Below are 24,527 nucleotides of genomic sequence, written 5' to 3' on the forward strand. Positions count from 1 at the left end.
CCCGTCAGCCGGCGCAGGGCCGGCCCGCCGCCCGCAGCAGCCGCCGCGCCGCCACCCGCACCGCCCGGGGTGACTCCGGGGTGTCGCGCTCGCGCAGCCACGGGCCCGGGAACTCGGCCGCGTGGGGGAGCAGGGCCCGGGTGGCCGCCCGGACGACGGCGGGTGACGGGTCGTCCAGCAACGGCGTCAGGCTCTCCCGCCGCACCGCGTCCAGCGCCCGCAGCCCGTTCACCGCCTGGGCGCGCACGGCCGGGTCCGGGTGGCGGACCAGGGCCCACAGCGTGCCCGCGTCCTCCTTCCGGTCGCCGCACTCGCCGAGCCCGGCGGCGGCGCCCGGCGCGACGGACTCGCCGGTGCACAGAGCCCGGTACAGCGGCAGCGGATCGGTCCCGCCCTGGCGCACCACGTACCGGGCGCAGGCCCGCACCACGGCCGAACGGTCCGTCAGGTGCGCCCGCGCCTCCTCGAACCGCCCGGCGCGCCGCAGCGCGGTGACTCCGGCGGCCCGGACGCGGGGCGGGCGGGCCGCCAGCAGGACGTCGAGCACATCCTTGTCATCGCTCTGCCGGAGCGCCGCTTCCGCGCACAGGTCCTGGAGGACGACGTCCCCCGAGCGCGCGGCGATCCGGGCCAGCCGCAGCGGCGGCAGCAGTCCGCGCTCGACGGCGATGCGGTGGGCGAACCGGCGCGTCGCCCGGTCGGCGCTCGCCAGCAGCGGGGGCAGGGCCTCGGCGGGGCCCTCGCGCAGTGCCCGGCCCAGCAGCTCCACGGCGAACACGCCCTGTCCGCGCCGGCCGAGGAGCAGGATCAGCTCCGCCTGCGCGACGAGCGCGGCAGGTGGTGCCTCCGCGAGCAGGGCCCGGGCCCGGTCGCGTACCGGAGCCGCCCAGTCCGCGCAGCGCACGACGAGGAGGGGCAGCAGGTCCGGGTAGCGGGACACCCGGTCGAGCGCCGCCTCCCGGATCCGCCCGTCCGGGTGGCACAGGGCGATGGCGGTCGCGGGCTCCGGCTCCGCCGCGCGCTCCCGGGCGCGCCGGAAGGTCGGCAGCGTGGCGTTCCAGTCCCAGCGCAGCGACGGCCCGCCGCGCGGGGCGTGCACGGGAAGATCCTCCGGCGACAGCCACCGCACCGCCAGGTCGAGCGCCACCCAGCACTCCGCCGAGTCCCGCCCGCCGAGCGCTTCGCGCAGCGGCACGCCGTCGGCCAGCTGCCGCACCGTCGTCCAGGCTTGGTCCATGATCCCCCCAGGTGTTCCGGAGGCCGACCGTAGCGGCGGCCGGGCCACCCGGCACCTGCTTTGACAAACCATGCAGTGGACTGCATAGTTATGCCCATTACTGATCGTGGCACTTCCGAGGAGCACGTAGTGAGCAACGGCAACGGCAACGGCGACGTACGTCTCTGGGGCGCCCGCTTCGCCGACGGACCGGCCGAGGCGCTGGCCCGGCTGTCCGCGTCCGTCCACTTCGACTGGCGCCTCGCGCCGTACGACATCGCCGGCTCCCGTGCCCACGCCCGTGTCCTCAACAAGGCCGGCCTGCTCACCGAGGACGAGCTGAACCGGATGATCGCCGGGCTCGACCAGCTCGAAGCGGACGTGGCCGACGGCTCCTTCACCGGCACCATCGCCGACGAGGACGTCCACACCGCCCTGGAGCGCGGCCTGCTGGAGCGGCTGGGCCCCGACCTCGGCGGCAAGCTCCGCGCCGGCCGGTCCCGCAACGACCAGATCGCCACGCTCTTCCGGATGTACCTGCGCGACCACGCCCGCGTCATCGGCTCCCTGATCGCCGGCCTCCAGGACGCGCTGGTCGGCCTCGCCGAGGCGCACCCGGACGTCGCCATGCCCGGTCGTACGCACCTCCAGCACGCCCAGCCGGTGCTCTTCGCCCACCACGTCCTGGCCCATGTGCAGTCCCTGTCCCGGGACGCGGAGCGGCTGCGGCAGTGGGACGAGCGGACCGCCGTCTCGCCGTACGGCTCCGGCGCGCTGGCCGGGTCCTCGCTGGGGCTCGACCCGGAGGCGGTCGCGGCCGACCTCGGCTTCGAGCGGGGCTCGGTGGGCAACTCGATCGACGGCACGGCCTCCCGGGACTTCGTCGCCGAGTTCGCGTTCGTCACCGCGATGATCGGCGTCAACCTCTCCCGGATCGCCGAGGAGATCATCATCTGGAACACGAAGGAGTTCTCCTTCGTCGCCCTGCACGACGCCTTCTCGACCGGCTCCTCGATCATGCCGCAGAAGAAGAACCCGGACATCGCCGAGCTCGCCCGGGGCAAGTCGGGCCGGCTCATCGGCAACCTCACGGGCCTGATGGCCACGCTGAAGGCCCTGCCGCTCGCGTACAACCGCGACCTCCAGGAGGACAAGGAGCCGGTCTTCGACTCCTGCGACCAGCTGGAGGTCCTGCTCCCCGCCTTCACCGGCATGATGGCGACGCTCACCGTCAACCGGGAGCGCATGGAGGAGCTGGCCCCGGCCGGTTTCTCGCTCGCCACGGACATCGCGGAGTGGCTGGTCAAGAAGGGCGTGCCGTTCCGCGTCGCCCACGAGGTGGCCGGCGAGTGCGTCAAGGAGTGCGAGCACCACGGCATCGAGCTGGACGAGCTGACGGACGAGCAGTTCGCGAAGATCTCCGAGCACCTGACCCCGGAGGTCCGCACCGTCCTCAACGTGGCCGGCGCCCTCGCCTCCCGCGACGGGCGCGGCGGCACCGCCCCCTCGGCCGTCGCCACCCAGCTGGCCGAGGTCACGGCGGACTTGGCCGTGCAGCACGCCTGGGCGGACGCGCACAAGTAGTCGAAAACGCATCGCGGGCTACGTTGAAGGGTAGGCGCGTCCTGCCCGACGACGAGGAGCCCGCGATGCCGTTCGCCCGACTGTCCGAAGCGACCACCCCCACCGCCCACATCGGGCTCGGCCTGGCCGCCGTCGGCCGGCCCGGTTACATCAACCTCCACCGCGACCGCGATCTGCCCCAGGACCGCTCGCCAGACGCCCTGCGCGACCGTACGCACGAACTCCTCGACGCCGCCTACGCGCAGGGCGTCCGCTACGTCGACGCCGCCCGCTCCTACGGGCGCGCCGAGGAGTTCCTGGCCGGCTGGCTGGCCGCGCACCCGGAGGCGGACGACGTCGTCGTCGGCAGCAAATGGGGCTACACCTACACCGCCGACTGGGGCCTCGACGCCGAGGCGCACGAGGTCAAGGACCACAGCCTCGCCGCGTTCGAGCGCCAGCGCGCCGAGACCGCGGCGCTGCTGGGCGAGCGGCTGGACCTCTACCAGATCCACTCGGTGACCCCGGACAGCCCGGCGCTCTCCGACAAGGAGCTGCACGCCCGCCTCGCCGAACTGGCCGCGCAGGGCGTCAGCGTCGGCATCTCCACCAGCGGCCCCTCCCAGGCCGAGGCGATCCTCGCCGCCCTCGCCGTCACGGTCGACGGCGCCCCCCTCTTCCGTACGGTCCAGGCCACCTACAACGCGCTGGAGACCTCGGCGGGCCCCGCCCTCGCCGAGGCGCACGCGGCCGGGCTCACCGTCATCGTCAAGGAGGGCATGGCCAACGGCCGGCTCGCCGGTGACCAGGCGCCCGCCGTCGTGCGGGAGATCGCGGACGAGGAAGGGCTCGGGAGCGACGCGGTCGCCCTGGCCCTGGTGCTCCACCAGCCGTGGGCCGGCGTCGTGCTCTCCGGTGCGGCCACCGTCGCCCAGCTCTCCGGCAACCTCCACGCGGCCGTCCCCGTCCTCGACGAGGAACGGCGGGCCGGGCTGGAGGCCCTGGTCGAGGAGCCGGAGGCGTACTGGCGGCACCGCGCCTCGCTGCCCTGGAGCTGACACCGGTGACACGACACTCACCCGAATGAGACATTGACGTCTCATTCGGGTTAGTGTCGTCTCATGACTCTTGATCGTGAGCAGGTGCTGCGCAGTGCCGCCGCCCTGCTGACCCGTAAATCCACCGCCACCATGGACGAGGTCGCCAAGGCGGCCGGCATCGGGCGCGCCACCCTGCACCGGCACTTCGCCGGGCGGGACGCCCTGGTCAGGGCGTTGGAGGAGCTGGGTATCCAGGAGTTCGAGGCCGCGCTCGACGCCGCCGCGATGGACGAGGGCACGAGTGAGGAGGCGCTGCGCCGGTTCGTTCGCGCGATGGAGCCGAGCGCCGGGCTGCTCTCGTTCCTCGTGACGGAGAACCAGCTCTGGGAGGACGGCGACCAGAACGCCGGCTGGGACCGGCTGGACGCCCGCGTCGCCGCCTTCTTCCGGCGCGGCCAGGAGCGCGGCGAATTCCGCATCGACCTGACCCCGGCCTGGCTGACCGAGGCGCTGTACGGGCTCATCGGCAGCGGGGCGTGGGCCGTTCAGGCGGGCCGGGTGGCGGCCCGGGACTTTCCGTACATGATCGCCGAGTTGCTGCTCGGCGGTGCACGCCGGAGCGTGGAGCAATGAGCAGCGTCGAAGAGCACCCGGAGCCCCCCGTCGATCCGTACCGCCCCGGACGGTGGATCGCGCTGGCCGTCCTCGTCCTCGCCGTGCTGCTGGTGGCCGTCGACGCGACCGTGCTCGGCCTGGCGACCCCCTTCCTCAGCGAGGACCTGGAACCGACCGGCACCCAGCTGCTCTGGATCGGTGACGTCTACTCCTTCGTGATCGCCGGGCTCCTGGTCTCCATGGGCAGCCTCGGCGACCGCATCGGCCGCAAGAAGCTGCTGCTGTGCGGCGCCACCGCCTTCGGCGCGGTCTCGGTGCTCAACGCGTACGCGCACACGCCCGAGATGATGATCGTGGCGCGGGCCCTGCTCGGCGTCGCGGGCGCCACCCTGATGCCGTCCACCCTGGCCCTGATCCGCAACCTCTTCCACGACCCCCGCGAGCGCAGCCTCGCCATCGGCATCTGGGGCGCGATGGCCTCGGCCGGTGCCGCCGTCGGGCCCGTCGTCGGCGGATTCCTCCTCGAACACTTCTGGTGGGGCTCGGTCTTCCTGATCAACCTGCCCGTCATGGCGGTGCTCGTGGTGGTCGGCATCAAGATGATCCCCGAGTCGAAGAACCCGGCACCGGGGCCGTGGGACCTGCCGAGCGTGGGCCTCTCGCTGGTCGGCATGATCGGGGTCGTCTACGCCATCAAGGAGATGGCCGCGCACGGCGTGGGCTGGACCCCCGCCCTGGTGGGCGTCGCCGGGCTGCTGGCGCTGATCTGGTTCGTACGCCGTCAGTTCCGGCTCCCCGCCCCGCTGCTGGACATGCGGCTCTTCCACCACCGGGGCTTCTCCGGCGCGGTCCTGGCCGACCTGCTGACCATCCTCGGCCTGTCCGGGATCGTCTTCTTCCTCTCCCAGTTCCTCCAGCTGGTCCAGGGCCGCGGACCCCTGGAGGCCGGGCTCGCCGAACTGCCCGCCGCCATCGGTGCCGTCACCGCGGGCCTGCTGGCGGGCACGGTCGCCCGGCGGTTCACCGTACGGACCGTGGTGGCCGGCGGGCTCGGTGCGATCGGCCTGGCGCTGGCCGCGGTCGCCGCCGTCCACCGGGACACGGCCTACCCGCTGATCGGGGCGCTGCTCCTGATCGTCGGCGTGGGCGCGGGCTTCGCGTTCACCGTGACGTCCGACGTCATCCTCTCCAGCGTCCCCAAGGAGCACGCGGGCTCCGCCTCCGCGGTCTCCGAGACGGCGTACGAGCTCGGCGCGGCGCTCGGCATCGCGCTGCTCGGCTCCATCGTGACCGGCGCCTACAAGAGCTTCCAGGCCCCGCCCGGCACCCCGCCCGCCGTCTCGGACGCCGCGCACGAATCGCTCGGCGGCGCCGTGGAGTCCTCGCACCTGCTGCCGCCGCACGAGGCCACCGAGATGGTCACCGCCGCCCAGGACGCGTTCGTGGACGGGCTGCACCTCGCCTCGGTCATCGGCGCCGTCGTCCTCGTGGCGACGGCGGTCGCCGCCTGGTTCCTGCTCCGCGGTCAGGAGCTGGAGGAGGGCATCGTGCACGACTGACACACGCGTGAGGGCCCGCCCCCGGACCGGGGGCGGGCCCTCACGTATGCGTCAGCGGATCAGGCAGCCTTCGCCTTGGTCGCGTACATGTCCACGTACTCCTGGCCGGACAGCCGCATCACCTCGGCCATCACGGAGTCGGTCACCGCGCGCAGCACATAGCGGTCGCGGTCCATCCCCTCGTAGCGCGAGAACTCCATCGGCTCACCGAAACGCACCGTCACCTTGCCCGGACGGGGCAGACCCGAGCCGCCCGGCTGGAGCTTGTCCGTGCCGATCATCGCGAACGGCACCACCGGCGCCCCCGTCATCAGCGTCAGCCGCGCGATGCCCGTACGGCCCCGGTAGAGCCGGCCGTCGGGGGAGCGGGTGCCCTCCGGGTAGATCGCGAACGCCTTGCCCTCCTCCAGGATCCGGCGCCCCGTCATCAGCGCCGCGACACCGCCGCGCCCGCCGTCCCGGTCCACCGGGATCATGCCGACGCCCGTGAAGAACCAGGCCATCAGCCGGCCCTTGAACCCCTTGCCCGTCACGTACTCGTCCTTGCCGATGAAGTACACCGGACGGTCGCAGCAGATCGGCATGATCATCGAGTCGATGAACGTCAGATGGTTGCCCGCCAGGATCACCGGCCCGCTGCCCGGAATGTTCTCGATGCCCTCCATCCGGGGACGGAACATCAGGCGCAGGATCGGTCCGAGCACTGCCTTGATGAGTGCGAGACGGGACAACGCTTCCTCCGGTGTAGTGGCCGGGCCGGCCGGGGCCACGGATTGTAAAGGTCCATGCAGGTGAGGACGATACTCGCGGGTACCGCCCGATCGCACATCGGGTTCACACACCCGATACGCCGTGTTGACATGTGTTCGCGCCATGTTCGTCCAGGTGCCGCCCCCAGGACCGTACTCCTGCCTACGCTCGATCCTCGCTCGACAGGTGCCGTACATCACATGCGAGGAGCATTCATGACAGAGCGTGCGCAGGCCGCGCCGGGCCGCCGGACCGTCATCGGAGCGGGGGCGGCCGTCCTCGGAACCGCCGCCCTGGGCGTCACCACAACGGCGCAGGCGGCCGACCGCAACGGCGGACACGGGGACCGCGGCGGCCACCGCCTCGACCTGCCCGTCCCGACCGTCATCGGCCACCGGGGCACCAGCGGCTACCGCCCCGAACACACCCTGGGCTCCTACCAGCTCGCCCTGGACATGGGCGCGCACATCATCGAGCAGGACCTCGTCCCCACCCGCGACGGCCACCTCGTCTGCCGCCACGAGAACGACATCACCGCCACCACCGACGTGTCCGCGCACCCCGAGTTCGCGAACCGGCGCACCACCAAGACCGTCGACGGCGTCTCCCTCACCGGCTGGTTCACCGAGGACTTCACCCTCGCCGAGCTCAAGACGCTCCGCGCCAAGGAGCGCATCCCGGCCAACCGCCAGAAGAACACGCTGTACGACGGCCGCTGGGAGGTCCCCACCTTCGAGGAGGTCCTGCGCTGGGCCGACCGCGAGGGCCGCCGCCGCGGAAAGCCCGTCTGGCTGTACGTCGAGACCAAGCACCCCACCTACTTCCGGGGCCTCGGGCTCGGCCTGGAGGAGCCGCTGGCCAAGCTGCTGCGCCGCTACGGACGCCACCGCGCCCAGTCCCCAGTGATCCTCCAGTCCTTCGAGCCCGGCAGCGTCCAGCGCCTGGCGCGGCTGGTCGCGACCCCGCGCATCGTTCTGCTCTCCGGCACGGGCACCAGGCCCTGGGACTTCGAGGTGTCCGGCGACCCGCGCACCACGGACGACCTGGTGAAGCCGGCCGGCCTGAAGTGGATGGCCTCCTTCGCGCAGGGCATCGGCCCCACCCTGGACCTGATCATCCCCAAGGACGCCGCCGGCCGGCTCGCCGAGCCCACCACCCTGGTGCGCGACGCCCACGCGCAGGGCCTCGTCCTCCACCCGTACACGATGCGCAACGAGAACACCTTCCTGCCCGCCGACTTCCGGCGCGGCAGCGACCCCAACGCGTACGGGGACGCGTTCGGCGCGTTCGCCGCGTACTTCGCGACCGGGATCGACGGCATCTTCTCCGACAACCCGGACACCGCCCTGCTCGTGGCGGCGGACTTCGCGGCGAAGAAGTAGCGCGGCGGGCCCGACTTCCCGTCAGCACCCCGATCCCGTCACATCGCAGGGGAGTTGGCTATGTCACAGGGGAGTTTGGGCCCCATCCGTTCCCGATGCCTTGGATGTCTGCGCAGAATGCTCGCGGCGGAGGTTGTCGCTCCTGAACCGTGGGAAAGGAGCGGGAGACAACCGGCGGATCAGGTGAGCGGGAGGCATGCGCACATGGGCATGAGCGTGATCATCTCGGCGGCGGACGTGCGGGACGCCGAAGAGATTCTGAAGCTGCAGTACCTCTGTTTCCAGAGTGAGGCGGAGCTGTACGGCAATTACCGCATCGACCCGCTCGTCCAGACCCTCGACTCGGTACACGCCGAGATCGCGGACAACCTGGTGTACGTGGCACGGCTCGGCGACGAGGTCGTCGGCTCGGTCCGGGGCTCGGCCGACGAGGACGGCACCGGCCGGATCGGCAAGCTCTGCGTCCACCCCCGCCTGCGGGGCCACGGCCTCGGCGCCCGGCTGCTGCGCGCGGCGGAGACGGGCCTCGCCGACGAGCGCGCCGCCACCCGCTTCCGGCTGCACACCGGCCACCGCAGCGAGGGCAACCTGAGGCTCTACCAGCGCGCGGGCTACGCCGCCGTGGGCAACGCCCCGGGAAGCGACGGGGTCATGATGATCCTGCTGGAGAAGGACGCCCAGGCCCCCACCGCGTACGTGACCAGCGCCTAGCCGTATGGTGCGAGCGCCGCGCCCCCGCCGTCACGCGGTCCGGGCGCGGCGCAGCCACATCATCCCGGTGACCGGCAGGATCACCGGGATGAACAGGTAGTCCCGGCCGCAGTACGACCACACGGTCGCGTCGGCGAACGCGGACGGCTCCACCAGCGTCCACGTCCCCACGATCAGCACCCCGGCCAACTCGGCGGCGCAGCACACCAGCGCCGTCCGGCGCGCCCGCTCGCCGCCGCGCACCAGCGAGTACGTGATGAAGCCGTAGACGAGCGCGGCGACCGCCGACAGCACGTAGGCGAGGGGCGCGCGGCCGAAGTCCAGGACCATCTGGACGATCGAACGGGACGCCGCCGCCACGGTGAACACGCCGTAGAACCAGACGAGGACCCGGCCGGGACCGGTGCCGAGGTCGAAGGGCGGCTTCTCGCCGGCCGTCGCCTGCGTGGTGTCGGTGTCGGTCACGGTCAGCTTCCCCAGATGTCGTAGAGCCGTACTTCGAGGACGGCCAGGACGACCGCGCCCGCCGCCACCGTCACCGAGCCCCAGCGGGTCCGCTCGCTCAGCGACAGGAACCCCGCCGCCGGCACGGCGAGGAACGCCCCGGCGAGGTACGCGATGAAGATGGTCATGCCCTGCTCGGGCCGCTCGCCGCGGGCCAGCTGCACGATCCCCGTCACCAGCTGCGCCAGGGCCAGCAGCGAGACGACGGCCATGCCGATGAAGTGCCAGTCCTTGGTGGGCTGGTCCCGGTAGGCGGCGTATCCGCACCAGGCGGCGAGGGCGAGGGCGGCCGCGGCGACCGCGACCGTCAGGGCGTCGAGCATGAGCCGAGGGTATTACGGCGCGCCGGGCTCCCCGCGTGCGCCCCCGATTCGCGGCGGGAAGCGCGGCGGGGGCGCATGATCGTGGCCTTGACCACAGGGCGAGCGGCTGTCGGGCCTCGGCGGAGTGGCGTGGCCGGGCTCGATACGAGCACATCACCGCAGGTCAGAGCGATGTGGCTGGAAAGCGTCGGCTGATACGAGACTGCCGCGGCGGCCCATCCATGACCGTCCGCTATCCGGACAATCGGTCCGGCGGCGAGCTCACGTCTGTTTTACTTGAGCCCATGACCACGACGAGCAGCCGCATCCTTGCGACCGAGGCGATCACGACGCCCGGTGCTCGTTGTATGGGTCGAATGCGCGCCTTCTGAGGGCCCACGACCGAGCCTCGCGCCCCGAAGCGAGATCCTTCCCGGCCGCCCGCACGGGCCCCCGGCCCGCGGTGACCGCCGCGCCCGGACGCCCCGGGAAACCGCTCGGAACGTCCGATCGAAAACGTCCGGATCACCCCCGGACGCATGCCCCGTGCCCGGCGGACACCGCGCCGCGCACTCGACAGTGACGGAAACCCCTGTGATCACCACGACGGGCCTCACGAAGGTCTACCGTTCGCGCGACCGCGAGGTCACCGCCCTGGACGGCGTCGACCTCCACGTACGCGAGGGCGAGGTGTACGGCGTCATCGGCCGCAGTGGCGCCGGCAAGTCATCGCTCATCCGCTGCGTCAACCTCCTGGAACGCCCCACCTCCGGCACCGTGACCGTGGCCGGCCAGGACCTCACCGCCCTCGCGGGCCGGGGCCGCCGGGCCGGCAAGGAGCTGCGCGAGGCACGCAGCCGCATCGGCATGGTCTTCCAGCACTTCAACCTGCTGGCCTCCCGCACCGTGCAGCGCAACGTCGAACTCCCCCTGGAGATCCTCGGCGTCACCGGCCGCGCACGCTCCCGCAAGGCCCTCGAACTCCTCGACCTGGTCGGCCTCGCCGACAAGGCCACGTCCTACCCGGGTCAGCTCTCCGGCGGCCAGAAGCAGCGCGTCGGCATCGCCCGCGCCCTCGCCGGCGACCCCAAGGTGCTCCTGTCCGACGAGGCGACCTCCGCCCTGGACCCCGAGACCACCCGCTCCATCCTCCAGCTCCTGCGCGACCTCAACCAGCAGCTCGGGCTCACCGTCCTGCTCATCACGCACGAGATGGACGTCGTCAAGACCATCTGCGACTCCGCCGCGCTGATGCGCGGAGGCAGGGTGGTCGAGTCCGGCACCGTCGGCGAACTGCTCGCCACCCCCGGCTCCGAGCTGGCCCACGAGCTGTTCCCCGTCGGCGGCACCGCCTCCGCGCCCGACCGCACCGTCGTGGACGTCACCTTCCACGGCGAGGCCGCCGCCCGCCCGGTGATCTCGCAGCTCTCCCGTACGTACAACATCGACATCTCGATCCTGGGCGCCGCCATGGACACCGTCGGCGGCAAGCAGATCGGCCGCATGCGCATCGAACTGCCCGGCCGGTTCGAGGAGAACGTCGTCCCGATCGGCTTCCTCCGCGAACAGGGCCTCCAGGCCGAGCTCGTCGACGGCACAGACGCCGCCCCCGTGTCCGTACCCGCACCGCTCACCAAGGAGGTGGCGAAGTGACCTGGTCCGAAATGCAGCCGCTGCTCACGCAGGGCACCGTCGACACCCTCTACATGGTGTTGTGGTCCGCCCTCGTCACCGTCCTGGTCGGACTGCCCCTCGGCGTCCTGCTCGTCCTCACCGACAAGGGCGGACTGCTCCAGAACACCCCGGTGAACAAGGTCGTCGGCGTGATCGTGAACATCGGCCGCTCGCTGCCGTTCATCATCCTGCTGATCGCCCTGATCCCGTTCACCACCTGGGTCGTCGGCACCTTCATCGGTCCCACCGCGATGATCGTGCCGCTCGCCGTCGGCGCCATCCCGTTCTTCGCCCGGCTGGTCGAGACGGCGGTGCGCGAGGTCGACCACGGGCTCGTGGAGGCCGTCCAGTCGATGGGCGGCTCCATCCCGACCATCGTCCGCAAGGTGCTGCTCCCGCAGGCCCTGCCGTCCCTGGTCTCCGGGATCACCACCACCGTCATCGTGCTCATCGGCTACTCCGCGATGGCCGGCGCGGTCGGCGGCGAAGGGCTCGGCTCCAAGGCCGTCACGTACGGATTCCAGCGCTTCGACAACCGGTTCATGCTGATCACGGTCGCGTTGCTGATCGTCATCGTGACCCTCGTCCAGCTGATCGGCGACCTCTCCGGCCGCCTGCTGGCCCGCCGCGGCCGCACCTCCTGACTTCCTTCCCCACCAAGCCCGCACTCCTTGTCCGGGCGCTCCACCATCACCACCTGAAAGAGGCACTTTTCGTGCGTACCAGCGTCAAGATCACCGCCGCCGCCGCGGCCACCACCGCCCTCGCCCTCGGCCTCACCGCCTGCGGCACGGACTCCGACCCGTCCGCCAAGAGCGGCGGCGGCACCGACAGCTCCAGGACCCTCGTCGTCGCCGCGTCCCCGACGCCGCACGCCGACATCCTCGGCTTCGTCAAGAAGAACCTCGCCGACAAGGCCGGGCTCAAGCTGGAGGTCAAGGAGTTCACGGACTACGTCCTGCCGAACACCGCCACCGAGACCGGCCAGGTCGACGCCAACTTCTTCCAGCACCAGCCCTACCTGGAAGACTTCAACAAGAAGAACGACACCCACCTGGTCTCCGTCGGCACCGTCCACCTCGAACCCCTCGGCCTCTACTCCAAGAAGGTCAAGAGCCTCGACTCCATCAAGGCCGGCCAGACCATCGCCGTCCCCAACGACACCACCAACGAGGGCCGCGCGCTCCAGCTGCTCGCCGAGAACGACCTCATCACCCTCAAGGCCGGCGTCGGCACCAGCGCCAAACTGAGCGACATCACCGACAAGAAGGGCCTGGAGTTCAAGGAGCTGGAGGCCGCCACGGTTCCGCGCGCCCTGAACGACGTGGACGCCGCCGTCATCAACGGCAACTATGCCATCGAGGCCAAGCTCAAGCCCGCCAAGGACGCCCTCGTCCTGGAGAAGGCCGACGGCAACCCGTACGCCAACATCGTCGCCGTGAAGAAGGGCAACGAGAAGGACCCCCGCGTCCAGAAGCTCGTGAAGCTCCTCCACTCCGACGAGGTCAAGAAGTTCATCGAGGACACCTACCAGGGCTCGGTCGTCCCGGCCTTCGGTGACGCCAAGTCCTGACCCGTACACGGCACTTGCCTCAGGAGCCCCGCACACCCCGCCCGGGGGGTGCGGGGCTCCGCCGTACCGACCCGGCCATGCACGCGCCCCCCGCGATGCTGCATGCTGTGCATTTACACGGTCTTCGGCATGGAGCTGCGCATGACTTCCACCTTCCCGGACATCTCCATCAGCACGGACCGGCTGGTGATGCGCCCATTCGACATGGCGGACCTCCCCGCGTACATCGAGATGATGAACGACGAACTGGTCACCGCCTGGACCGACGCCCCCCACCCCTACACCCAGGTCGACGCCGAACGCTGGGTGCGCAGAATCGCTCCGGCACACCGCACCAAGGGCGACGGGATCGCCCTCGCCGTCACCGAGTTCCTCACCCAGCGCCTCGTCGGCTCCGTACGGCTCCGCAACACCGACTGGCGCACCCTGTCCACCGAGGCGGACTACATCACCGCACCCTGGGCCCGCGGCGAGGGCTACGCCACCGAGGCCGTGCTCGCCGTCGCCCAGTGGCTCTTCCGCGACCAGGGCTTCGAGCGCATCGAACTGCGCACCGCCGCCGACAACACCGCCTCCCAGCAGGTCGCCCAGAAACTCGGCTGCATCAGCGAGGGCGTCCTGCGCAACGCCCGCATAGCGCGTACCCGGACCGAGAACGGCACGGACGGCGGATGGACCGACATCCGCACCGACCTCATCGTCTGGGGTCTGCTCCCCGAAGACCTCGAAGGCGTCGCCGAGCAACTCGCCGACGCCGGCGGCTACGGCACCTACAACGACTGGAACTGACCGGCGCCGGGGCCCCGGCACCCCGTGGGAGGCGACCCGGTAACCTCACCCTGCCCGCTCCGGGCAACCCGCCCCGCCTGCGACGACTCCAGGAGAATGACACCAAGATGGCCGACCGGGTCACAGTGATCGGCTGGGACGGCTCGCCGCTGACCAGAGCGGCCACCGCAGCGCTCTCGGCCGCCACCCTGGTCGCCGGAGCCGCCCACCACCTCGCGCTGCCGGAGGTCCCCCGGAGCGCCGAACGCGTCCGCCTCGGCTCCGTCGACCTCGCCGCCCGCCGCATCGCCGGCCACCGCGGCAGCGCCGTCGTCCTCGCCGACGGCGACCCCGGCTTCTTCGGCGTCGTCCGCACCCTGCGCGCCCCGCAGCACGGCCTGGAGGTCGAGGTGGTCCCGGCCGTCTCCTCCGTCGCCACCGCCTTCGCCCGCGCCGGCATGCCCTGGGAGGACGCCCAGACGGTCGTCGCCCACCCCCGCACCCTGCGCCGCGCCGTGAACGTCTGCCGCGCCCACCACAAGGTCGCCGTCCTCACCTCGCCCGGCGCCGGACCCGCCGAACTGGCCCTGCTCCTCGAAGGCGTCCACCGCACGTTCGTCATCTGCGAGGAACTGGGCACCGACCGAGAACAGGTCACCGTCGTCACCTCCGACACGGCCGCCGACCACGTCTGGCGCGACCCCAACGTCGTCATCGTCATCGGCGGCGGCCCCGAACAGCAGGCCGAGGGCGCCTGGATCGCCGGCCGCCACCCCGCCCACCCGCAGGGCGTACGGGGATGGGCCCTGCCCGCCGGCGCCTACCCGGACCCCGGCGCCCGCCCGGCGGGGGAGAGCGGCGAGGGGGAGGGACCCGTCCTGCGCGCCGCCCAGCTCGCCCACCTCGGCCCCCGCACCGGCGACCTCGTCTGGGACATCGGCTCCGGGGGCGGCGCGCTCGCCGTCGAGGCGGCCCGCTTCGGCGCGGCGGTCCTCGCCGTGGACAGCGACCCCGACGCCTGCGCCCGCACCACGGCCGCCGCCCGCGCCTTCGGCGTACAGCTCCAGGTCGTGGAGGGCCGCGCCCCGCACGTACTGGAACGGCTGCCCGAACCCGATGTCGTACGCATCGGAGGCGGCGGTGTCCCCGTCGCCACCGCCGTCGCTGACCGCCGCCCGGAGCGGATCGTCACGCACGCCTCCACCCGCGACGAGGCCGAGGCACTGGGTGCCGCACTGGCCGGAAACGGCTACACGGTCGACTGCTCGCTCCTCCAGTCCGTCGAACTCGACACGACCGCCTGGTCGGAGCGCGAACGCACGGTCGTCTTTCTGCTTTCCGCACTTCGTTCGGACCTTGCCCCCTGACCCGTCGGCAAGCGGTGCGAGGTAGGCTGGCCGATCGTCGCACCGCTCCCGGATGTTCGTCGCTTCGTTCGTCAATGTCCGGAAAAGGGGACCGTTTTGGTCCCCGTTGTGGTACGGCAGCACCCTGGGACGCGCAACGTGGCGCAGTCCACAGCGGGCCGTGGCGAAATCAGCTGCCGCGGCGGCGAAGGACCGCGAGAATGCAGGATGTCCGCGACCGATTCGTGCCGCGCGGCGCGCCCGCTCGTTCCACCGGACGAGCACCGCGTGCCGTGTCCGGGCGTCCCGGGCGAAGGGCCGAAGGAGCACTGACGATGGGCGAGGGGAACGCATGAGTGACACCGGCCGGATCCCGGGCGAGGGACTGCCGGAGAACACGGGCACGGTGGAGCAGCCGGGCGTCCCCGCGCCTGACTCCTACACCTACCTCGAACCCTCCGCGCACACCCCCGAGGAGGACGACCTCCTCCTGATGCCGAGCGCCCAGGGCGCCTGGGGCGAACCCCAGCCGACGGCTCAGCCGGCGGACCACTACGCGGACCCCGCCGCGCAGGGCGCGTACCCGCCGCACTTCCACCCCCAGCCGGCCGACCCGGGGCACGCCCAGGGCCCTGTCCAGCTCCAGGAGCAGGCCCCCGCGTACGCGATGCACCAGGCCGCCGCCGTGTCGCTGCCCGAGGCCGGCCCCGGCGCGCACGAGTCCGGAGGCCGCGACTCCGGCTCCGTCGACCTCGGCGCCGTCCGCATCCCCGCCCCCGCCGCGCAGCCCCCCGTGCGCCGCCCGCTGCACCGCGGCCCGGCCTCGCCCGAGCCGTCCTTCGGCGGTACGTCGGGGGCCGGCGTGGTCCGCTCCCTCGCCGACCGCGGCCCGGCCGGCGCACCCCCCGCCCGGCACGCGGGCCCGGCCACGGCCGAACCCGAGTACTTCGACCCGCAGCCCGCGGACCAGCCCCTCCCCGGCCCCCAGCTGGGCGAGATCCCGCCGCAGAGCGCCCACCAGTGGGCGCCGCTCGCGCCGGAGCAGGCCGAGCCCCTGGCCGAGCCCGCGCCGGTCGTCGAGACGGTGGCGCCGACGGTGCCGGAAGAGCCCGTCGCGGAGCCCGCACCCGTGGCCCCGGTGGCCGAGGTGCCGGCCCCCGCACCGGAACCGGCCCCCGCACCGGAACCTGCGCCCGAGGTGCAGGAGCCCGTGGCGCCGGTCGCCGAGCAGCCCGTGGCGGAGCCCGAGCCGGTGGCCGTGGTGGAGCCCGTACAGGTCGTGGCGCCGGAGCCCGTCGCCGTGGTGGAGCCCGAGCCGGTACCGGTCGTTGAGGCCGCACCGGTGCCGGTGGCTGAGCCCGTCGCCGCTGTGGAGCCGGAGCCGGTGGCCGTGGCGGAGCCGGTAGCGGCCCCCGAGCCGCAGCCGGCCCCTGAGCCGGAGCCGGTAGCGGTGGCTGAGCCCGTTGCGGCCGCCGAGCCGGAGCCGGTGGCCGTGGCGGAGCCCGTAGCGGTCCCCGAGCCGCAGCCCGTACCCGCCGCCGAGCCGGAGCCGGTCGCGGTGCCGGAGCCCGTGCAGACGCCCGAGCCCCAGCCCGTCGCGGTCGCGGAACCCGTACCGGCTGCCGAGCCGCAGCCCGAGGCCGCAGCCGAGCCCGCCCCGGCCCCCGAGCCGGAGGCCATCGCTCCGCTCGCCGAACAGTCGATACAGCCCGAGGTGCCCGCCCCCGCCCCCGCCCCCGAGCCCGAGGCCGGTCCCGAGGTCATCGAGACCCCGGACCTGAGCGACGAGGCGGAGCCCGTACAGCAGGAGGCTCCCGAAGCGGCGCCCACGGCGCCCCCCGCGCCGGGCTACGACGACGCCGAGCGCGAGGCCGTCCTGCGCGTGATGCGGGAGCGCCGGGACATCCGCAACGGATTCCGCAGCGACCCCATCCCGCACGAGGTGCTGCTGCGCGTCCTGGAGGCCGCGCACACGGCGCCCAGCGTGGGCCACTCGCAGCCCTGGGACTTCGTGGTCATCCGGTCCGCCGAGACGCGCCGCTCGATGCACGAGCTGGCGCAGCAGCAGCGGGAGGCGTACGCGAAGTCGCTGCCGAAGGCGCGGGCGAAGCAGTTCAAGGAACTGAAGATCGAGGCGATCCTCGACACCCCGGTCAACATCGTCGTGACCGCCGACCCGACACGGGGCGGCCGCCACACGCTCGGCCGGCACACGCAGCCGCAGATGGCCCCGTACTCGTCCGCGCTCGCCGTGGAGAACCTCTGGCTCGCGGCACGCGCCGAGGGCCTGGGCGTCGGCTGGGTGAGCTTCTTCGACGAGCGCGAGATGGTGCGCGCGCTGGGACTGCCGGAGCACCTGGAGATCGTGGCGTACCTCTGTGTGGGGTACGTGGACGAGTTCCCCGAGGACCCGGAGCTGATGCAGGCGGGCTGGTCGAAGCGGCGCCCGCTGTCCTGGGTCGTCCACGAGGAGACGTACGGCCGCCGCGCCCTGCCCGGCGAGGCGCCGCACGATCTGCTCCAGGAGACGATCTCCACCATCCGCCCGTTGGACGCCAAGGCGCTCGGCGAGGCGTGGGAACGCCAGAAGCGGATGACGAAGCCGGCCGGTGCGCTCGGCATGCTGGAGATCATCTCGGCGCAGCTGGCCGGGCTCTCCCGGATGTGCCCGCCGCCGATCCCGGAGCCGGCGGCCGTCGCGGTGTTCGCGGGCGACCACGGGGTGCACGCGCAGGGCGTCACGGCGTGGCCCCAGGAGGTCACCGGCCAGATGATCGCCAACATGCTCGGCGGCGGCGCGGTGTGCAACGCGTTCGCGTCCCAGGTGGGCGCCGAGGTGTGCGTGGTCGACGTGGGCGCGGTCGCGGAACTGCCCGCGATGCCGGGCCTGCTGCCCCGGAAGGTACGGGCGGGCACGGCGGACTTCACCACGGGACCGGCGCTCACCCGCGAGGAGGTCCACGCGGCGATCGAGGTCGGCATCGAGACCGCCCGCGACCTGGTGGCGGCGGGCAACAAGGGCCTGCTGACCGGCGAGATGGGCATCGCGAACACGACGGCGTCGGCCGCGCTGATCTGCGTGTACACCGGGATGGACCCGGCCGAGGTGACGGGCCGGGGGACCGGCATCAACGACGAGATGCACGCCCGCAAGATCGACGTGGTGCGGCGCGCCCTGGAACTCCACCGGCCGGACCCGGCGGACCCGATCGGCGTCCTGGCGGCCGTCGGCGGCCTGGAACACGCCGCGATGGCCGGCTTCCTGCTGGGCGGCGCGTCGCTCCGGACGCCGGTCATCCTGGACGGCGTCAGCGCGGGCGCGGCGGCCCTGGTGGCCCGTGCGATCGCCCCGGAGGCCCTGGCCGCCTGCATCGCCGGCCACCGCAGCGCGGAGCCGGGCCATGTCGCCGCGCTCAACAAGCTCGGCCTGCGCCCGCTGGTCGACCTGGACCTCCGCCTCGGCGAGGGCACGGGTGCGCTGCTGGCGCTGCCGATCGTGCAAAGCGCGGCGCGTGCGATGCACGAGGTGGCGACGTTCGACTCGGCGGGCGTGACGGAGAAGTAGGCGGTGCCGGTTGCGGGGGCGCTGCCCCCGTACCCCCGCTCCTCAATCGCCGGAGGGGCTTGATTTTCGCTCCTGTCGCCGCACATCCGCGGCGACAGGAGCGAAATGCGGCCTCGGCGGCGTTTGAGCCCCGGAAGACCAGCCCCTGCGGCGCTTAAGGAGCGGGCCCCGGGGCTGAGCCCCGAAACCCCAGCCCCTCCGGCGATTGAGGAGCGGCGCCCGGGGTTGAGCCCCGAAACCCCAGCCCCTCCGGCGATTGAGGAGCGGGGCCCGGGGCAGCGCCCCGGTTTCGGGAAGGGGCGGGGAGGGGACAAGGCCCGCCGCAGGCGCCCACCGCACACCGTGGCCCCCGGGCCACCCCGTATCGTGAACACCACCCACCACGCCGCTCCACCGCCGCAGCGGCCCGCGCTTCCGCACCGCCCCGAGGAGCCCGCACCGCCATGGCCGAGCACGCCGATCGCCCCGCCTACCCCGTCGGACTGCGCCTCAACGGGCGCCGCGTAGTCGTCGTCGGCGGCGGCCAAGTCGCGCAGCGCCGCCTCCCCGCCCTCATCGCGGCCGGCGCCGACATCGTCCTCGTGTCGCCGTCCGCCACCCCCTCCGTCGAGGCGATGGCGGACGCCGGCGAGATCCGCTGGGAGCGCCGCGGGTACGCCGACGGAGACCTCACCGACACCTGGTACGCGCTCATCGCGACCGACGACGACGCCGCCAACGAGGCCGCGTCCGCCGAGGCGGAACGCACCCGCACCTGGTGCGTCCGCAGCGACGACGCCGAAGCGGCCACCGCCTGGACGCCCGCCACCGGCCGCAGCGAGGGCGTCACCGTCGCCGTGCTCACCGCCGGCGCCCACGGCCGCGACCCGCGCCACTCCGCCGCCGTCCGCGACGCGATCGTGGAGGGCCTGCGCGACGGCAGCATCGCCGCCCCGCACCACCGCACCCGGACCGCCGGCGTCGCCCTGGTCGGCGGCGGCCCCGGCGACCCGGACCTCATCACCGTCCGGGGCCGCCGCCTCCTGGCCGAGGCGGACGTCGTCATCGCCGACCGCCTCGGCCCCCGCGACCTGCTGGATGAGCTCCCGCCGCACGTCGAGGTGATCGACGCCGCGAAGATCCCGTACGGCCGCTACATGGCGCAGGAGGCCATCAACAACGCGCTGATCGAGCACGCCAAGGCCGGCAAGGCGGTCGTCCGGCTCAAGGGCGGCGACCCGTTCGTCTTCGGCCGGGGCATGGAGGAGGCGCAGGCGCTCGCCGCCGAGGGCATCGCGTGCACCGTCGTGCCCGGCATCTCCAGCTCCATCTCGGTCCCCGGCGCGGCCGGCATCCCCGTCACCCACCGCGGCGTCGCCCATGAGTTCACCGTGGTCAGCGGGCACGTCGCCCCCGACGACGCACGCTCCCTGGTCGACTGGGCCGCCCTCGCCCGGCTGCGCGGCACCCTGGTGCTCCTGATGGCCGTCGACAAGATCGGCGCCATCGCCCGTACGCTCGTGGAGCACGGCCGCTCGCCCGAGACCCCGGTCGCCCTCGTCCAGGAGGGCACGACGGCCGCGCAGCGCCGCGTCGACGCGACCCTCGCCACGGTGGCCGAGCGGGTGGCCGCCGAGGACGTCCGCCCGCCCGCGGTCATCGTGATCGGCGCGGTCGTGGAGGTCGGCGCGGACCTCGCGCCGGCCGGCGCGTAGTCGGCCGTGACCGCCCCAGACAGTCGGCACTCCCACCGGACAAGGCAGCACCAGAACCGTGGCTGAACCCCTCACCGTCGACACCCCCGACGACCCCCGCCTCAGCGACTACGTCAGCCTCACCGACGTGGAGCTCCGGCGCAGGAAGGAGCCCGCGGAGGGCCTCTTCATCGCCGAGGGCGAGAAGGTGATCCGCCGCGCCCTGCAGGCCGGGTACACGATGCGCTCCATGCTGCTCTCGGCGAAGTGGGCCGACCAGATGCGGGACGTCATCGAGGAGAGCCCCGCCCCCGTCTACACGGTCGCCCCGGACCTCGCCGAACGCGTCACCGGCTACCACGTGCACCGGGGCGCCCTCGCTTCCATGCAGCGCAAGGCCCTCCCGGCCGCCGCCGAACTCCTCCGCACGGCCCGCCGCGTGGCCGTCATGGAGGCCGTCAACGACCATACGAACATCGGCGCGATCTTCCGCAGCGCCGCCGCCCTCGGGATGGACGCCGTCCTGCTCTCCCCGGACTGCGCCGACCCGCTCTACCGGCGCTCCGTCAAGGTCTCGATGGGCGCGGTGTTCTCCGTACCGTACGCCCGCCTCGACACCTGGCCGCAGGGTCTGGAGACCGTGCGCGAGGCCGGGTTCACGGTGCTCGCGCTGACGCCCGCCGAGAAGGCCGTCAGCATCGAGGAGGCGGCGCCGCACCGGATGGAGCGGGTCGCCCTGATGCTCGGCGCCGAGGGCGACGGCCTCTCCGCCCGGGCCCTCGCCGCCGCCGACCGGTGGGTGCGCATCCCGATGGCCCACGGCGTGGACTCCCTGAACGTCGGCGCGGCGGCCGCGGTCGCGTTCTACGCGGTGGCCACGGGCCGCCCGGAGAGCTGAACTACGGCCGGCCCTGGCTCTGGCCCTGCCCGAGGTCCACGCCCAGCCCCCGGGCCGGCCCCTGGCAGCCCTGCGCCGCCGCGATGCCCAGCGCCACCAGCAGCGTCACCACCACGAAGACGACGAGCCGCTGCCGAAGCAGCTTCGGGTTGGCCGGACGCCGCCCCGTCGAGGTCGTCCGGGTCCCGGGCCGGGTGCCCGGCCTGCCGTTCGTCCCGTTGGTGCCCTGCGGACGCCTGGCCGGACGCGCCGTCCCGCGCGGCGGCTGCGGCACCGGCCGGCCGCCACCGGTGCGGGCGGGGGCGGAACGCGCCGCCGACGGCCGGTTCTGCGGGCGCGACCCCGGGGGCGGACCGGCCGCCCGGCGGGTCTGCTGCTCGGTGTACGGGCCGTCCAGCCGGCCGGTCGGGCGGTCCGCCTCCTGGGCCGAACGCTGGACCGGCGGCCGGCTCTCGTGCAGCCCCTGCGCCTCGCGCGCCGCGATCTCCTTGAGCCGCATCGACAGCTGGAGCGTGCTCGGCCGCTCCTCCGGGTCCTTCGCCAGACAGGCGCTCACCAGCGGCGCCAGCGCGTCGTGCACATCGAAGAGCTGGGGCTCCTCGTGCACCACGCGATACAGCATCACCTCGGAACTGCCGTGCCCGAAGGGCGAGTCGGCCATCGCCGCGTACGCCAGCGTCGCCCCGAGCGAGAACACGTCCGTCGCCGGCGTCACCGCCGCGCCGCGCACCTGCTCGGGCGCGAGGAAGCCGGGTGAGCCCACCGCCGTACCGACGTGCGTCAGCGTGGACGCGCCGGTCGCCCAGGCGATCCCGAAGTCGATGATCCGGGGGCCCTTGGGAGAGAGGAGGATGTTCGACGGCTTCAGGTCCCGGTGGACCACCCCGGCCTCGTGCACCGCGACCAGGCCCTCGGAGAGCGCCGCCCCGATCGAGGCCACCTCGGCGGCCGACAGCGGGCCCTCCTCGGCCACCTTGTCGTGCAGCGAAGGCCCAGGAACGTACTGCGTGGCGAACCAGGGGCGGTCCGCCTCCAGATCGGCGGCGACCAGCCGGGCCGTACAGCCGCCGCGGATCCGCCGGGCAGCGGACACCTCGCGCGCGAACCGCGAACGGAACTCCTGATCCTCCGCCAGGTCCGGGCGGATCACCTTGAGCGCGACGCGCTGGCCCCGCCGGTCCGAACCCAGGTAGACGACGCCCATCCCGCCGGCCCCGAGCCGCCGGTGCAGCCTGAACGAGCCGACGACACGCGGGTCCTCGCGCCGGAGCCGCATCATCGCCATGTCTGCCCATCCCCGCTGCCTGGTACGCCTGACGAGGCACAGCTTACGTACCCGCCGCCCGGGGTGCTCAGAGGCCGCGCCCTCAAGGGAGATCCGATTGTCAGTGGCGGGTGGGAGACTTGAGGAGTGGTCAGGGAGCCGCGGATCCAGGCGCTCCGGCCCGTGCGAGATCTCAAAGGTCCGTCGCAGAAGGGGGATTGGATCAATGAAGGGCGATCGAGTCGAGATAGTGGTGGACGCCGGGGACAGCACCCGGACCTACGAGGTAGTGGCCTCCCGGGCAGGCCGCCGGGTGGAGACCGCGGTCCGCCGGGGCGTGGTCGAAGTGAGTGAAGTCACCCGGAACGGGTCCGTGGTGCGCACGGCCCGGTTCATGGCGACCAGGGTCCTCGCCCTGGTCGAACAACCGGTACCCAGGGAGGACAGCTCCGAGCGTCCCCTCCGGGAAGACCCCAACCCCGCATAGCCCGGTCTCCACCCAGGGGAGTACGCCGACCGAGCACGGCTCATCCTCCGGGAGGCCCGGGATTCGGTACGCGGGCATGACGCCGCCCGCCCCCCGGATCCCTAATGTTGAGTCCAAGCGGCGGGCGTCGCACTCGTCCCCCGAGGTCAAACGCCCGCCGCCCCACATCAGGTCAGGAGAGGAACCATGGCTGACACGGCAGCACGGACGGTGGTCCGTACGCGGACACGCACCTCGTACGCCGCGTCCGGCCGCCGCCACCCGCTGGTGGCGACCGCCATGGTCCTTCCCCTGGCGGCCCTGCTCGTCGTCGTCTTCGGCGGCTGGGAAGCAGTGGTCACACAGGCGTCGTCCGTGGGCGTGATGCTGGGGCGCTGAGCGGCGCCCCGGGTCCGGAAGAGCGGTCCGGACCGGGACATCCGGCCAACAACCCCGTGGGGACGGGGGTGCGGCGGACGGCAGCGTTTGTCCGGTCAGCTGGGGAGCTGACCGGACATCGCGCTGTCCGGGGCGGAATGCCTCCGGCCACAACCCGTTCGCGTACGCCCTGCCGAGCCGCGTCCGGCCCCGGAGGGTTGGTTGCCACGGCCCAGACCTCCGGCGCCTTCCCTCCGCGTACGCTCTGCCGAGCGTGACCGCCACAGCCCGTCCGTACCACCGGGGGAGACCGTGACCACCGCACTCGTCCGCGCGCTGGGGGACCTCGCCCACCGGGCGGTCCACCCGGCCGGCTGCGGTCCCCGCGCCTGCCCGACCCCGTCCGTGCTCGCCGAACGCGACGACGGGACCGTCGTCCGCAGCGGCCCCGTCGTCGCCAAGGCGCACGCCGCCGGCACGGACACGACCGCTCTGGCCGCGCGGCTGCGTCTGGCGGCCGGGCCGGGGCAGGAAGGCGTCCTGCTGGCGCCCCTGTCCGCAGCACCCGGCGCCCACCTCACCGAGCTGCACGGCCGCCCCGTCACCCTCTGGCCCCACGGCGAGCCCGTCGACCCCGGCGACCCGGACACCGCGCCCTGGGAGGAGGCCGGGGCGCTCCTGGCCCGGCTGCACCGCACCGGGGTCCGGGGGCCGCTCCCGGCCATGCACGGGCCCGTGAAAGCGGCGCTCGCCGTGGCCCGCATGCGCGCCGCCCGCCCCGGCGGCCCGGCCGTCGCGCCCGTACTCGCCGCCTGGCACGGGCTGCCGGGCTGGGCGCGGGGGGAGACAGCGCCTCCGGCCGGCCGGGGAACGTACCTCTGCCACGGAGACCTCCACCTGGGCCAGCTCGTACGCCACCCCGCCCCGCACGGCGCCTGGCTGCTCATCGACGTGGACGACGCGGGCCTCGGCGACCCCGCCTGGGACCTCGCGCGCCCCGCCGCCTGGTACGCGGCCGGGCTGCTCCCGCCGGACGTCTGGCTCCGCTTCCTGGACGCCTACCGGGCGGGCGGTGGCCCCGCCGTACCCGCCGACGGCGACCCCTGGCCCGCCCTGGACGTGCCGGCCCGCGCGCTGACCGTACAGACCGCGGCCCTCGCCTGGGCCAAGTCGGCGGCGGAGGACCGGGCTCCGGATGAGGTGGAACAGGTCATGATCGACGCATGTGCCCGAATCGCCACGCTCCCGCCCGAGTTGGCGGCCGAACGCACGTCGTAGGG

Annotated in this window: 22 protein-coding genes; 17 read left to right on the forward strand and 5 right to left on the reverse strand. The window is 73.3% G+C overall.

All coding sequences use genetic code 11. The features are described from left to right. Nucleotides 1-4: 4 nt before the first annotated feature. Nucleotides 5-1,237, reverse strand: a complete 1,233-nt coding sequence (locus tag OG867_RS27220) for a HEAT repeat domain-containing protein (protein WP_406289260.1) — start codon at nt 1,235-1,237, stop codon at nt 5-7. Between the two features lie 90 nt (nt 1,238-1,327). On the opposite strand from OG867_RS27220, the gene argH reads away from it, so the two are divergent. The 4 genes from argH (at nt 1,328) to OG867_RS27240 (ending at nt 5,993) form a co-directional block, all read left to right on the forward strand. After that, entirely contained in the window at nt 1,328-2,800 is a 1,473-nt protein-coding gene (gene argH / locus OG867_RS27225) for an argininosuccinate lyase (protein ID WP_406289263.1), read from the forward strand. A gap of 65 nt (nt 2,801-2,865) precedes the next feature. Further along, nucleotides 2,866-3,837, forward strand: a complete 972-nt coding sequence (locus OG867_RS27230; protein ID WP_406289265.1) for an aldo/keto reductase — start codon at nt 2,866-2,868, stop codon at nt 3,835-3,837. 63 nt (nt 3,838-3,900) lie between these two features. Next, nucleotides 3,901-4,452, forward strand: a complete 552-nt coding sequence (locus OG867_RS27235; protein ID WP_328899299.1) for a TetR/AcrR family transcriptional regulator — start codon at nt 3,901-3,903, stop codon at nt 4,450-4,452. After that, the gene (locus OG867_RS27240) at nt 4,449-5,993 is read left to right on the forward strand and encodes an MFS transporter (RefSeq protein ID WP_406289267.1); all 1,545 of its coding nucleotides are present in this window, start codon (nt 4,449-4,451) and stop codon (nt 5,991-5,993) included. The genes OG867_RS27235 and OG867_RS27240 overlap by 4 nt, the downstream gene beginning before the upstream one ends. Before the next feature lie 59 nt (nt 5,994-6,052). Here the strand turns inward: OG867_RS27240 and OG867_RS27245 are convergent, their stop codons facing one another. Further along, entirely contained in the window at nt 6,053-6,724 is a 672-nt protein-coding gene (locus OG867_RS27245) for a lysophospholipid acyltransferase family protein (RefSeq protein ID WP_328899297.1), read from the reverse strand. Nucleotides 6,725-6,958: 234 nt separating this feature from the next. On the opposite strand from OG867_RS27245, the gene OG867_RS27250 reads away from it, so the two are divergent. Both OG867_RS27250 and OG867_RS27255 read left to right on the forward strand, forming a co-directional pair. Beyond that, nucleotides 6,959-8,125 carry a glycerophosphodiester phosphodiesterase gene (locus OG867_RS27250; protein WP_406289270.1) on the forward strand — a complete coding sequence of 389 codons (1,167 nt, stop codon included), beginning with the start codon at nt 6,959-6,961 and terminating at the stop codon, nt 8,123-8,125. A gap of 204 nt (nt 8,126-8,329) precedes the next feature. Then, nucleotides 8,330-8,836, forward strand: a complete 507-nt coding sequence (locus OG867_RS27255; protein ID WP_406289273.1) for a GNAT family N-acetyltransferase — start codon at nt 8,330-8,332, stop codon at nt 8,834-8,836. A 30-nt stretch (nt 8,837-8,866) separates the two neighbouring features. Here OG867_RS27255 and OG867_RS27260 read toward each other — a convergent pair whose 3' ends face one another. Together OG867_RS27260 and OG867_RS27265 are read right to left on the reverse strand one after the other, a co-directional pair. Further along, entirely contained in the window at nt 8,867-9,301 is a 435-nt protein-coding gene (locus OG867_RS27260; protein WP_328899295.1) for a hypothetical protein, read from the reverse strand. 2 nt (nt 9,302-9,303) lie between these two features. Beyond that, entirely contained in the window at nt 9,304-9,663 is a 360-nt protein-coding gene (locus tag OG867_RS27265) for a hypothetical protein (RefSeq protein WP_328899294.1), read from the reverse strand. 573 nt (nt 9,664-10,236) lie between these two features. Here OG867_RS27265 and OG867_RS27270 point away from each other — a divergent pair. From OG867_RS27270 to OG867_RS27305, 8 genes are all read left to right on the forward strand, one after another. After that, the gene (locus OG867_RS27270) at nt 10,237-11,295 is read left to right on the forward strand and encodes an ATP-binding cassette domain-containing protein (RefSeq protein ID WP_328899293.1); all 1,059 of its coding nucleotides are present in this window, start codon (nt 10,237-10,239) and stop codon (nt 11,293-11,295) included. Next, nucleotides 11,292-11,960 carry a methionine ABC transporter permease gene (locus tag OG867_RS27275; protein ID WP_328899292.1) on the forward strand — a complete coding sequence of 223 codons (669 nt, stop codon included), beginning with the start codon at nt 11,292-11,294 and terminating at the stop codon, nt 11,958-11,960. The genes OG867_RS27270 and OG867_RS27275 overlap by 4 nt, the downstream gene beginning before the upstream one ends. A gap of 71 nt (nt 11,961-12,031) precedes the next feature. Continuing rightward, nucleotides 12,032-12,889 carry a MetQ/NlpA family ABC transporter substrate-binding protein gene (locus tag OG867_RS27280; RefSeq protein ID WP_406289278.1) on the forward strand — a complete coding sequence of 286 codons (858 nt, stop codon included), beginning with the start codon at nt 12,032-12,034 and terminating at the stop codon, nt 12,887-12,889. Nucleotides 12,890-12,991: 102 nt separating this feature from the next. Further along, a complete protein-coding gene (locus tag OG867_RS27285; RefSeq protein WP_328899290.1) occupies nt 12,992-13,678 on the forward strand; it encodes a GNAT family N-acetyltransferase in 687 nt (228 codons plus the stop codon). Nucleotides 13,679-13,785: 107 nt separating this feature from the next. After that, on the forward strand, nt 13,786-15,024 hold the full coding sequence (cbiE, locus tag OG867_RS27290; RefSeq protein ID WP_406289281.1) for a precorrin-6y C5,15-methyltransferase (decarboxylating) subunit CbiE: 1,239 nt from the start codon (nt 13,786-13,788) through the stop codon (nt 15,022-15,024). 331 nt (nt 15,025-15,355) lie between these two features. Further along, entirely contained in the window at nt 15,356-18,568 is a 3,213-nt protein-coding gene (cobT, locus tag OG867_RS27295) for a nicotinate-nucleotide--dimethylbenzimidazole phosphoribosyltransferase (RefSeq protein ID WP_406289283.1), read from the forward strand. A 443-nt stretch (nt 18,569-19,011) separates the two neighbouring features. Next, on the forward strand, nt 19,012-20,262 hold the full coding sequence (cobA, locus tag OG867_RS27300; RefSeq protein WP_328899287.1) for a uroporphyrinogen-III C-methyltransferase: 1,251 nt from the start codon (nt 19,012-19,014) through the stop codon (nt 20,260-20,262). Between the two features lie 58 nt (nt 20,263-20,320). Beyond that, complete coding sequence (locus tag OG867_RS27305) at nt 20,321-21,139, forward strand: RNA methyltransferase (RefSeq protein ID WP_328899286.1); 819 nt, start codon at nt 20,321-20,323, stop codon at nt 21,137-21,139. 1 nt (nt 21,140) lies between these two features. Here OG867_RS27305 and OG867_RS27310 read toward each other — a convergent pair whose 3' ends face one another. Next, entirely contained in the window at nt 21,141-22,424 is a 1,284-nt protein-coding gene (locus OG867_RS27310; protein ID WP_328899285.1) for a protein kinase domain-containing protein, read from the reverse strand. A 205-nt stretch (nt 22,425-22,629) separates the two neighbouring features. Here OG867_RS27310 and OG867_RS27315 point away from each other — a divergent pair, with 205 nt between their 5' ends. From OG867_RS27315 to OG867_RS27325, 3 genes are all read left to right on the forward strand, one after another. Beyond that, nucleotides 22,630-22,890: a hypothetical protein gene (locus OG867_RS27315; protein ID WP_161207865.1), complete on the forward strand. Its 261-nt coding sequence runs from the start codon at nt 22,630-22,632 to the stop codon at nt 22,888-22,890. 186 nt (nt 22,891-23,076) lie between these two features. Further along, nucleotides 23,077-23,268 (forward strand): hypothetical protein, encoded by a 192-nt coding sequence (locus OG867_RS27320; protein ID WP_328899284.1) that lies wholly within the window; start codon nt 23,077-23,079, stop codon nt 23,266-23,268. A 291-nt stretch (nt 23,269-23,559) separates the two neighbouring features. Then, the gene (locus OG867_RS27325) at nt 23,560-24,525 is read left to right on the forward strand and encodes a phosphotransferase enzyme family protein (RefSeq protein WP_406289287.1); all 966 of its coding nucleotides are present in this window, start codon (nt 23,560-23,562) and stop codon (nt 24,523-24,525) included. Nucleotides 24,526-24,527 lie beyond the last annotated feature (2 nt).

The organism is Streptomyces sp. NBC_00209, assembly GCF_045206345.1.
GTDB lineage: Bacteria > Actinomycetota > Actinomycetes > Streptomycetales > Streptomycetaceae > Streptomyces.